Below are 9,744 nucleotides of genomic sequence, written 5' to 3'. Positions count from 1 at the left end.
GGGGGGGTCCGTTGCCGACCGCGCGCGGGGCGGGCGTACGCCGGTCATCAGCCGAGGTTGTTGCCCCACAGGGTCGTGTCGTCGACGTTGTCCTTGGTGACCAGCGGAGCGGGGAGCTGGTCCTCCAGGCCGTTGGGCAGCTTGATGATGGTGGAGCCGTGGTCGGTCGCACCCGGCTGGAAGGTTTTGCCCTCGGCTGCGGCCTTGGCGTAGTACAGCGCGTACTTGGCGTAGAGGTCGGCGGGCTGGGAGACGGTGGCGTCGATCTGGCCCTTGCGGATGGCGTCGAACTCCTGCGGGATGCCGTCGTTGGAGACGATGCTGATGTGGCCCTCCTGCCCGGCGGGCTTGAGCAGGCCCTTCTGCTCCAGCAGCGCGAGAGTCGGCTGCAGGAAGACACCGCCCGCCTGCAGGTAGATGCCGTTCAGGTCCGGGTGCTGCGCGAGCAGGCTCTGCAGTTTGGCGGAGGCCACGTCGCCCTTCCAGTCGGTGGGCAGTTCGAAGACCTTGATGTCCGGGAACTTCGTCTTCATGCACTCCGCGAACGCCTCGGAGCGGTCGCGGCCGTTGATGGAGTCGAGGGCCCCCTGGAACTCGGCGACCTTGCCCTGTCCGCCCAGCTGCTTGCCGAGGAACTCGCACGCCTTGGTGCCGTACGCCCTGTTGTCGGCTCGGACGACCATGTAGACGGCGCCCTTGTCGGGCCTGGTGTCGACGCTGACCACCGGGATCTTCTTCGACGCGAGGGTCTCCAGGGTGGAGGCGACGGCGCCGGTGTCCTGAGGTGCCATGACGACGGCCTTGGCGCCCGTGTTCTGGAACACCTGCACGTTGGCGACCAGCTTGGTGACGTCGTTCTGCGAGTTGCTGAGCGGCAGCGCGTTGATGCCGTCGGTCTTGATGCCGTTCTTCACGTACTGCGCGTACGAGTTCCAGAAGTCGGAGTCGGAGCGGGGCAGGTCGATGCCGATGGCGGACTTGTCGCCGCCCGAGGCGTCCGAGCCGGGGCTCTCGCGGTTGCACGCGGTGGCGAGGGCCAGCATCGCGAGGGCGGCGGTGGCGGCTGCGGCGGTGGAGCGGATGCGAGTGGGCTTCATGGCCGTGTTCTCTCCTTGAGCAGGGGCGCGGCGACGGTGGCAGGGGGCGGCGTGCGCGCCCGTGCGAAAGGCGGCGGGGCGCCGGACGAGGCGGCGGTACACCGGACGACGCACCCAGCGATCCGGCCATTCCTCCGATGTATCTGGGACGGGACGTTACGACGACGTTGCCGACGTTGACAAGGGTCCGCGACGGGCCTGATGTGCCGGGCCGTCGCGCCGCAGAGCTTCGTAGGATCGCCGGGCCCCATCTGACCGCGACTGATGCCCAATTGCCCGCAGGGGGCGGCGCCTCGGGAGGGCATGCCCCGTACGGCTCCGGAAGGGTCGCCCTTCGAGAGCGTCGATGGCAGCGACGAGGAAATACATCCGAGGAATCCATTGTCAGCCGCGATCTCCGCGCCTAATGTCGCTGTGGCCCGCGATACATCCGATGACTGGCGGACCAAAGACGAAACCGAAACCCGCTCGCCAAGGGAGCTGCCCCGGTGAAACTGCTACGAGTCGGATCCCCAGGTGAAGAGCGGCCCGCGGTGCACGTCGACGACGGCCGGCTGCTGGACCTGTCCTCCGTGACCGGGGACATCGACGGTGGCTTCCTCGCCTCCGGGGGAATCGACCGGGCCCGCGCGGCGGTCTCGGCGGGGGAGCTGCCCGAGCTGGACCGGGACGGCCTGCGCACCGGGTCGCCCGTCACCCGTCCCGGCAAGATCGTCTGTGTCGGCCTGAACTACCGCGATCACGCCGCCGAGACCGGCGCGGCGATACCCGCGCGTCCGGTGGTGTTCATGAAGGACCCGGGCACGGTCGTCGGCCCGTACGACGAGGTGCTGATCCCCCGCGGATCGGTGAAGACCGACTGGGAGGTCGAACTCGCGGTCGTCATCGGCCGCCGGGCGCGCTACCTGGACGGACCGGATGCCGCGCGGGCCGTGATCGCGGGGTACACGATCAGCCACGACGTATCGGAGCGCGCGTTCCAGCTCGAGTACTCGTCGCAGTGGGACCTGGGCAAGTCCTGCGAGACCTTCAACCCGCTCGGCCCGTGGCTGGTCACCGCCGACGAGGCCGGCGACCCGCAGGACCTCGGCCTGCACCTGAGCGTCAACGGTGTGAAGCGGCAGGACGGTCACACCAGCGGCATGATCTTCGCGGTCGACCACATCGTGTGGTACCTGAGCCAGTACATGGTCCTGGAACCGGGCGACGTGATCAACACCGGTACGCCCGCGGGCGTGGCCCTGGGTCTTCCCGGCACTCCCTACCTGCGCCCCGGTGACACGGTCGAGCTCTCCGTCGACGGCCTCGGCAGCCAGCGCCAGACCTTCACCCAAGCGTGAAAGGCAGCACCGACTTGACTACATCCTCCGCCCGGATCACCGCCGTCGACACCTTCGACGTCCGCTTCCCCACCTCGCGGGAACTGGACGGTTCCGACGCGATGAACCCGGACCCCGACTACTCCGCCGCCTACGTCGTCCTGCGCACCGACGCCGGCGACGGGCACGAAGGACACGGCTTCACCTTCACCATCGGACGCGGCAACGACGTCCAGGTCGCCGCGATCGACGCACTGCGGCCCCATGTCATCGGCCGCTCCGTCCAGGAGCTCTGCGCCGATCCGGGATCGGTCAGCCGCGACCTGGTCGGCGACAGCCAGCTGCGCTGGCTCGGCCCCGAGAAGGGCGTGATGCACATGGCGATCGGCGCCGTGGTCAACGCCGTGTGGGACCTGGCGGCCAAGCGGGCGGGCAAGCCGCTGTGGCGGCTGCTCGCCCACGCCTCGCCCGAGTGGCTGGTCTCCCAGGTCGACTTCCGCTACATCGCCGACGCCCTCACCCCCGAGGAAGCCCTCACGCTCCTCCGTGAGGGCCGCAGGGGGCTCGCGGAGCGTGAGGCCACCCTGCTGGAGCGCGGATATCCCGGCTACACCACCTCCCCCGGCTGGCTCGGCTACACCGACGACAAGCTCACCCGGCTGGCCAAGCAGGCCGTGGCCGACGGCTTCACGCAGATCAAGCTCAAGGTCGGCGCCGACATGAGCGACGACATCCGGCGGCTGCGCACCGCCCGTGCCGCCGTCGGTGACGGCATCCGCATCGCCATCGACGCCAATCAGCGGTGGGACGTACCCGAGGCGATCAGGTGGACCAACGCGCTCGCCGAGTTCGACCCGTACTGGATCGAGGAGCCGACCAGCCCCGACGACGTCCTCGGCCACGCGGCCGTACGACGGGCCGTCGCTCCCGTGAAGGTAGCCACCGGCGAGCACGTGCAGAACCGGATCGTCTTCAAGCAGCTCCTCCAGGCCGGCGCCATCGACGTCCTCCAGATCGATGCGGCGCGGGTCGGCGGCGTCAACGAGAACCTCGCGATCCTCCTGCTCGCCGCGAAGTTCGCGGTGCCGGTGTGCCCGCACGCCGGCGGAGTGGGGCTGTGCGAGCTGGTGCAGCACCTGTCGATGTTCGACTACCTGGCCCTCTCCGGAACCACCGAGAACCGCGTCATCGAGTACGTCGATCACCTCCACCAGCACTTCACCGATCCGGTGGTGATCCGGGACGGCCACTACACCGCCCCGCTCGCCCCCGGCTTCTCCGCCACCATGCGTGCCGAGTCCATCGCCGAGTACCTCTACCCGGACGGCACGTTCTGGGTGGCCGACCGCGCCGCGCAGGAGGAAGTGGCATGAGCGAACTGACCGGCCTCAAGGCCCTCGTCACGGGCGGTGCGTCAGGCATCGGGCTCGCCACGGCCCGCGCGCTGGCGGCGCGCGGCGCGGCCGTCGCCGTACTCGACCTTGATCCGGAAGCCGTCCGCGAACCGCTGCTCGGACTCAAGGCCGACGTCGGCGACGACGTCTCCGTACGCGCCGCCGTGGAGGAGGCGGCCGCGCGGCTCGGCGGCATCGACATCCTCGTCAACAACGCGGGCATCGGCGCCGTCGGCGCCGTCGAGGACAACCCCGACGAACAGTGGCACCGCGTCCTGGACGTCAACGTCATCGGCATGGTCCGCACCACCCGGGCCGCCCTGCCCCACCTGCGCCGGTCCGCGCACGCCTCCGTGGTCAACACCTGCTCCATCGCGGCGACCGCCGGACTGCCGCAGCGCGCCCTGTACTCCGCCAGCAAGGGCGCCGTGCTGTCCCTCACCCTGGCCATGGCCGCCGATCACGTCGGTGAGGGCATCCGGGTCAACTGCGTCAACCCCGGCACCGCAGACACCCCGTGGGTGGCCCGTCTGCTCGACGCCTCCGACGACCCCGAGGCCGAACGGGCCGCTCTGGCCGCCCGCCAGCCCATGGGCCGGCTGGTGACCGCCGACGAGGTGGCGGCCGCCATCGTCTACCTGGCCGGTCCGGCCGCGGCGTCCGTCACCGGCACCGCGCTCGCGGTGGACGGCGGCATGCAGGGACTGCGGCTACGCCCGGGAGCCCGGTCGTGAGGAGCAACAGGCTGGGCGGCAGCGCGGCAGCGGTCTCGGAGCTCGCCCTGGGCTGTGCGGCGCTCGGCAACCTCTACCACCCGGTCACCGACGAGGCCGCCCACGCCACGGTGGAAGCCGCCTGGGACGCGGGCGTCCGCACCTTCGACACGGCCCCCCACTACGGACTGGGCCTGTCGGAACGGCGGCTCGGTGCCGCCCTGCAGGGCCGCCCCCGCGACACCTACACCCTCTCCACGAAGGTGGGCCGGCTCCTCGTGCCGAGCCCGCGGGGCGGCCCCGGGGACGAGAGGGACCACGACCTCGCCCACGACCTCGCCCACGGCCTCGCCCACGGCTTCGCCGTCCCGGCCACCCACCGCCGCATCTGGGACTTCAGCGCCGACGGAGTGCTGCGCTCCCTCGAGGCGAGCCTGGAACGCCTCGGCCTCGACCGCGTCGACATCGCCCTGCTGCACGACCCGGACGACCACGCCGAGCAGGCGCTGCGCGAGGCGTACCCGGCCCTGGAGCGGCTACGCCGCGAAGGCGTGGTCGGGGCGATCGGCATCGGCATGAACCAGTCCGCCCTGCCCACCCGCTTCCTGCGCGAGACCGACATCGACGTGGTGCTCCTGGCCGGCCGCTACACCCTCCTGGAACAGGACGGGCTCACCGGACCGCTCCCGGAGGCGGCCGCCCGCGGCCGCAGCGTCGTCATCGGCGGAGTGTTCAACTCCGGTCTGCTGACCGCTCCCCGGCCGGGTGCCACCTACGACTACGCGCCGGCCCCGCGGCCGGTGCTCGACCGGGCACTGCGGCTGCAGGCGGTAACCGAGCGCCACGGCGTGCCGTTGCGGGCCGCCGCGCTGCGCTTCCCCTTCGGCCACCCGTCCGTGGCGAGCGTCCTGACCGGCGCCCGTTCCCCCGAGGAGGTGCGCGACACCGTGGAGCAGCTGCGGCGCCCGATCCCGGACGCCCTGTGGGACGAGCTGCGCGCCGAGGGCCTGCTGGACCCGGACACCCCCGTACCCGTCACCGCGCCCGGCGGGGCAACCCCGTCGCGGAAGGAGCCGTCGTGAAGGTCGCCCTGCACACCAAGGTCCGCGCCGACCGCGTCGCGGAGTACGACGCCGCGCACCGGCAGGTGCCCGAGGAGCTGACTGCCGCCATCCGCGCCGCGGGGGTGAGCGAGTGGACGATCTGGCGCAGTGGCACCGACCTGTTCCACGTACTGGAGGTCGAGAACTACCGGGCGATGACCGCCGAACTCGAGAAGCTGCCGGTCAACATCGCCTGGCAGGCGCGGATGGCCGAGCTGCTGGACGTCGTCCACGACTACTCCGCGCAGGGCTCGGACGCCTCGCTGCCGGTGGTGTGGGAACTGTGACCGGGGCGGACCACGGGCCGGGAATCGTGGACGCCCACCACCACGTGTGGGACCTGTCCGTGCGCGACCAGGACTGGATCACCGGTCCCGAACTCGCCCCGCTGCGCAGGGACTTCTCCCTAGCCGACCTGACACCGCAGGCGCGCGCGGCCGGCGTCGCCGCCACCGTGCTGGTGCAGACGGTCACGGCGGCGGAAGAGACCCCCGAGTTCCTGGCCGTGGCCGAGCGCAGCGACCTGGTCGCCGGGGTCGTCGGCTGGACCGACCTGACCGCGCCCGACGTCGCCGACACCCTCGCCGGGCTGCGCGCCGGCCCCGGTGGGGCACACCTGGTGGGGATGCGCCACCAGGTGCAGGGCGAGCCGGACCCCCACTGGCTCGTGCGCCCGGAGGTACTGCGCGGCCTGACCGCGATCGCCGAGGCGGGTCTCGCGTACGACCTCGTGGTGAAGCCGCACCAGCTCGCGGCCGCCGCCCTGGCCGCGCAGCGCCTGCCCGGCCTCACCTTCGTCCTCGACCACCTCGGCAAGCCGCCCATCGCGTCCGGTGAACTCGCGCCCTGGGCGGAGCGGATCAGGCACCTCGCCGCCCTCCCCAACACCGTCTGCAAGCTCTCGGGCATGGTCACCGAGGCCGACTGGGCCTCCTGGACGGTCGATGACCTGAGGCCGTACGCCGACACCGTCCTGGACGCCTTCGGTCCCGGGCGGCTGATGTTCGGCTCCGACTGGCCCGTCTGCCGGCTCGCCGCCACCTACGCCGAAGTCGTCGCCGCCGCCGGCGACGTAACGGCCGGGCTCAGCCCGGCCGAACGCCGCGACGTCTTCACCGGCACGGCCGTGCGGACCTACGGCCTGACCCTCACCGCGCCCCCGGTACCGCCCCAGGAAACCCCATGCGCATAGCCCTCTTCATCACGTGTTTCAACGACACGATGTTCCCCCGTACCGGCCGGGCGGTCACCGCACTGCTGGAACGCCTCGGCCACACCGTGGAGTTCCCGCAGGGTCAGACGTGCTGCGGCCAGATGCACTTCAACACCGGCTACCGGCCCGAGACCCTGCCCATGGTGCGCCGCTTCGCCGAGGTCTTCGCGGGCTACGACGCCGTCGTTGCTCCCTCCGGATCCTGCGCGGGCATGGTGCGCGACCACCACCGGGTGGTGGCCGCCCAGTACGGGGACGCCGCCCTCACCGAGGCGGTCGAGCGAGTGGCCCCGACGGTGTACGAGCTGTCGGAGCTCCTCGTCGATGTCCTCGGCGTCACCGACGTCGGCGCGTACTTCCCGCACCGCGTCACCTACCACCCGACCTGCCACTCGCTGCGCATGCTGCGCGTCGGCGACCGGCCGCTCGGGCTGCTGCGCGCCGTGAAGGGCATCGACCTCGTCGAACTGCCCGCCGCCGAGTCCTGCTGCGGCTTCGGCGGCACCTTCGCGCTGAAGAACGCGGACGTCTCCAACGCCATGCTCGCCGACAAGATGCGCCATGTCCTCGGCACCGGGGCCGAGTTCGTGTGCGCGGGCGACAACTCCTGTCTCACGCACATCGGCGGGGGCCTGTCGCGCCTGCGTACCGGCGTCGGCACGAGGCACCTGGCCGAGATCCTGGCCTCCACGGAAGGGAACGTACGGTGAGCGGCGCGGACAACGTCGTATGGCTGGGCACCCCGCCCTTTCCCCAGGCGGCGCGTACCGCGCTCGCGGACACCCAGTTGCGGGCGAACCTGCGCCGGGCCACCGGCACCATCAGGGACAAGCGCCTGGCGGTCGCCGCCGAACTGGAGGACTGGGAGGAACTGCGGGAGACGGCCGCGGCCGTCAAACGCCACACTCTGCGCCACCTCGACCACCATCTCCTGCGTTTGGAGAAGTCGGTGACCGCCGCGGGCGGAGTGGTCCACTGGGCGGCGGACGCCGCCGAGGCCAACCGCATCGTCACCTCCCTGGTGCAGGCATCCGCCGGCAGTGACACCGGGCAGCCCGAAGTCGTCAAGGTCAAGTCGATGGCGACCCAGGAGATCGGCCTCAACGAGGCGCTCGCCGAGGCCGGCATCCGCGCCTACGAGACCGATCTCGCCGAACTCATCGTGCAGTTGGGCCGCGACCGCCCGTCCCACATCCTGGTGCCGGCCATCCACCGCAATCGCTCCGAGATCCGGGAGATCTTCCGGAGGGAGATGGGGAAGTGGGGAAGGCCGGCTCCCGAAGGACTCTCCGACGATCCCCGCGATCTCGCCGAGGCGGCCCGGCTCCACCTGCGGGAGAAGTTCCTGCGAGCCAAGGTGGCCGTCTCCGGTGCCAACTTCGCCGCCGCCGACACCGGAACGGTCGTGGTGGTGGAGTCGGAGGGCAACGGGCGGATGTGCCTGACCCTGCCAGAGACGCTGATCACCGTCATGGGCATCGAGAAGGTCCTGCCGTCCTTCGCCGACCTGGAGGTCTTCCTCCAGCTCCTGCCCCGCTCGTCGACGGGCGAGCGCATGAACCCGTACACCTCCCTGTGGACCGGCGTCACCGAAGGCGACGGCCCCAGGAACTTCCACCTGGTGCTCCTCGACAACGGCCGCACGGCGACGCTGGCCGACGACGTGGGCCGCCAGGCCCTCGCCTGCATCCGCTGTTCGGCGTGCCTGAACGTCTGCCCGGTGTACGAGCGCACCGGCGGCCACGCCTACGGGTCCGTCTACCCCGGCCCGATCGGCGCCGTACTGACCCCGCAGCTCGTGGGCATCGAGAACGCGGCCTCTCTGCCCTTCGCCTCGACCCTGTGCGGCGCCTGCTACGACGCCTGCCCCGTGAAGATCAACATCCCCGAGGTGCTGGTCCACCTGCGCGCGGAGGCCGTGGAGGCAGGGCGGCGGAACAGACGCCTGCCCACCACCGAGGCGCTCGCCATGAAGGCCGCGGGCGCCGTCATGTCCTCCCCGGGGCGACTGGCGGCGGCCCAGAAGCTCGCCGCCCTCGGGGCCCGGCTGGTGGCCCGTGACGGCCGGATCGGCGCCCTGCCGGGTCCGTTCGCCCGCTGGTCCGAGAGCCGGGACACGCCCCTGCCGCCCCGGGAGACCTTCCGTGCCTGGTGGCGCCGGACGAGAACACCCGTGAACGGGGACGGCCCCGCGACGGCGGAGGGGGAGGGAGAGCGATGAACGGCCGCGAGACCGTCCTGAGAGCGGTACGGGGAGCCCTGGCCGGCGTGCCCGCATCGGAGAACCCCGACGACATACCGATCCCGCCCGCTCCACGCGCCGACCGCGCGGGACCGGACGCGGTCGGGCTGTTCGCCGAACGTGCCGGCGAGTACCGAGCCACGGTGGTCCGGGTTCCGGCGGCCGAGGCGGCGGCGGCCGTCGGGCGCGCGCTGGCCCGCACCGGGGCACGGACCCTGGTGGTGCCGCCCGGGTTTCCCGAGGACCTGCTCCCGCAGGGCCCCTGGTCGCGACGGGAGGACGCTCCGCCGCTGACCGTGGGACAACTCGACGGGGCGGACGCCGTGGTCACCACCGTCGCCACCGCGATCGCCGTCACCGGCACCGTGATCCTCGACCACGGACCCGGCCAGGGGCGCCGGGCCCTCACTCTGCTGCCGGACCAGCACGTCTGCGTGGTCCGGGCGGACCAGATCGTCCCCGACGTGCCCGAGGCGCTGAGCCTGCTCGACCCCCGCCGGCCGCTCACGCTCATCTCAGGCCCCTCGGCCACCAGTGACATCGAGCTGGACCGCGTCGAGGGTGTCCACGGGCCGAGGACGCTGGACATCGTCCTCGTGGTGGACGCGTAGCGCCCGGGACGGTGCCCCGCCACCCGCTCACTGAACAGACCGCTTCCCCTGC

10 protein-coding genes are annotated in these 9,744 nt (G+C 71.8%); 9 read left to right on the top strand and 1 reads right to left on the bottom strand.

All coding sequences use genetic code 11. The annotated features are described in order from the left end of the window. Positions 1-47: 47 nt before the first annotated feature. On the bottom strand, positions 48-1,097 hold the full coding sequence (locus tag OTB20_RS31905) for a sugar ABC transporter substrate-binding protein (RefSeq protein ID WP_267822867.1): 1,050 nt from the start codon (positions 1,095-1,097) through the stop codon (positions 48-50). 488 nt (positions 1,098-1,585) lie between these two features. Here OTB20_RS31905 and OTB20_RS31900 point away from each other — a divergent pair, with 488 nt between their 5' ends. Genes OTB20_RS31900 through OTB20_RS31860 form a run of 9 tightly spaced genes read left to right on the top strand, consistent with a single transcriptional unit; the run spans position 1,586 to position 9,692 of the window. After that, entirely contained in the window at positions 1,586-2,437 is an 852-nt protein-coding gene (locus tag OTB20_RS31900; protein ID WP_267822865.1) for a fumarylacetoacetate hydrolase family protein, read from the top strand. Positions 2,438-2,451: 14 nt separating this feature from the next. Continuing rightward, the gene (locus OTB20_RS31895) at positions 2,452-3,789 is read left to right on the top strand and encodes an L-fuconate dehydratase (protein WP_267822862.1); all 1,338 of its coding nucleotides are present in this window, start codon (positions 2,452-2,454) and stop codon (positions 3,787-3,789) included. Then, a complete protein-coding gene (locus tag OTB20_RS31890; RefSeq protein ID WP_267822860.1) occupies positions 3,786-4,544 on the top strand; it encodes an SDR family NAD(P)-dependent oxidoreductase in 759 nt (252 codons plus the stop codon). The genes OTB20_RS31895 and OTB20_RS31890 overlap by 4 nt, the downstream gene beginning before the upstream one ends. After that, complete coding sequence (locus OTB20_RS31885) at positions 4,541-5,605, top strand: aldo/keto reductase (protein ID WP_267822858.1); 1,065 nt, start codon at positions 4,541-4,543, stop codon at positions 5,603-5,605. The genes OTB20_RS31890 and OTB20_RS31885 overlap by 4 nt, the downstream gene beginning before the upstream one ends. After that, positions 5,602-5,913 (top strand): L-rhamnose mutarotase, encoded by a 312-nt coding sequence (locus OTB20_RS31880; RefSeq protein ID WP_267822856.1) that lies wholly within the window; start codon positions 5,602-5,604, stop codon positions 5,911-5,913. Before OTB20_RS31885 ends, OTB20_RS31880 begins: the two co-directional genes overlap by 4 nt. Beyond that, positions 5,910-6,818 (top strand): amidohydrolase family protein, encoded by a 909-nt coding sequence (locus OTB20_RS31875; protein WP_267822854.1) that lies wholly within the window; start codon positions 5,910-5,912, stop codon positions 6,816-6,818. The genes OTB20_RS31880 and OTB20_RS31875 overlap by 4 nt, the downstream gene beginning before the upstream one ends. Continuing rightward, positions 6,809-7,549 (top strand): (Fe-S)-binding protein, encoded by a 741-nt coding sequence (locus tag OTB20_RS31870; RefSeq protein WP_214955620.1) that lies wholly within the window; start codon positions 6,809-6,811, stop codon positions 7,547-7,549. The genes OTB20_RS31875 and OTB20_RS31870 overlap by 10 nt, the downstream gene beginning before the upstream one ends. Then, positions 7,546-9,060, top strand: coding sequence for a LutB/LldF family L-lactate oxidation iron-sulfur protein (locus OTB20_RS31865; protein ID WP_267822850.1), 1,515 nt, complete (start codon positions 7,546-7,548; stop codon positions 9,058-9,060). Before OTB20_RS31870 ends, OTB20_RS31865 begins: the two co-directional genes overlap by 4 nt. Next, the gene (locus OTB20_RS31860) at positions 9,057-9,692 is read left to right on the top strand and encodes a LutC/YkgG family protein (RefSeq protein ID WP_267822848.1); all 636 of its coding nucleotides are present in this window, start codon (positions 9,057-9,059) and stop codon (positions 9,690-9,692) included. The genes OTB20_RS31865 and OTB20_RS31860 overlap by 4 nt, the downstream gene beginning before the upstream one ends. The last annotated feature ends 52 nt before the right edge of the window (positions 9,693-9,744 follow it).

The organism is Streptomyces sp. H27-H1, assembly GCF_026627445.1.
Lineage (GTDB): Bacteria > Actinomycetota > Actinomycetes > Streptomycetales > Streptomycetaceae > Streptomyces.
The sequence above is the reverse complement of the archived record's forward strand: the minus strand, read 5'-3'. Positions and strand labels throughout refer to the sequence as shown.

Bases quoted from the DNA above. Each gene is read 5' to 3' on its own strand.
- OTB20_RS31870 (WP_214955620.1), top strand. From the start codon at position 6,809: ATGCGCATAGCCCTCTTCATCACGTGTTTCAACGACACGATGTTCCCC.
- OTB20_RS31860 (WP_267822848.1), top strand. From the start codon at position 9,057: ATGAACGGCCGCGAGACCGTCCTGAGAGCGGTACGGGGAGCCCTGGCC.
- OTB20_RS31890 (WP_267822860.1), top strand. From the start codon at position 3,786: ATGAGCGAACTGACCGGCCTCAAGGCCCTCGTCACGGGCGGTGCGTCA.
- OTB20_RS31905 (WP_267822867.1), bottom strand. From the start codon at position 1,097: ATGAAGCCCACTCGCATCCGCTCCACCGCCGCAGCCGCCACCGCCGCC.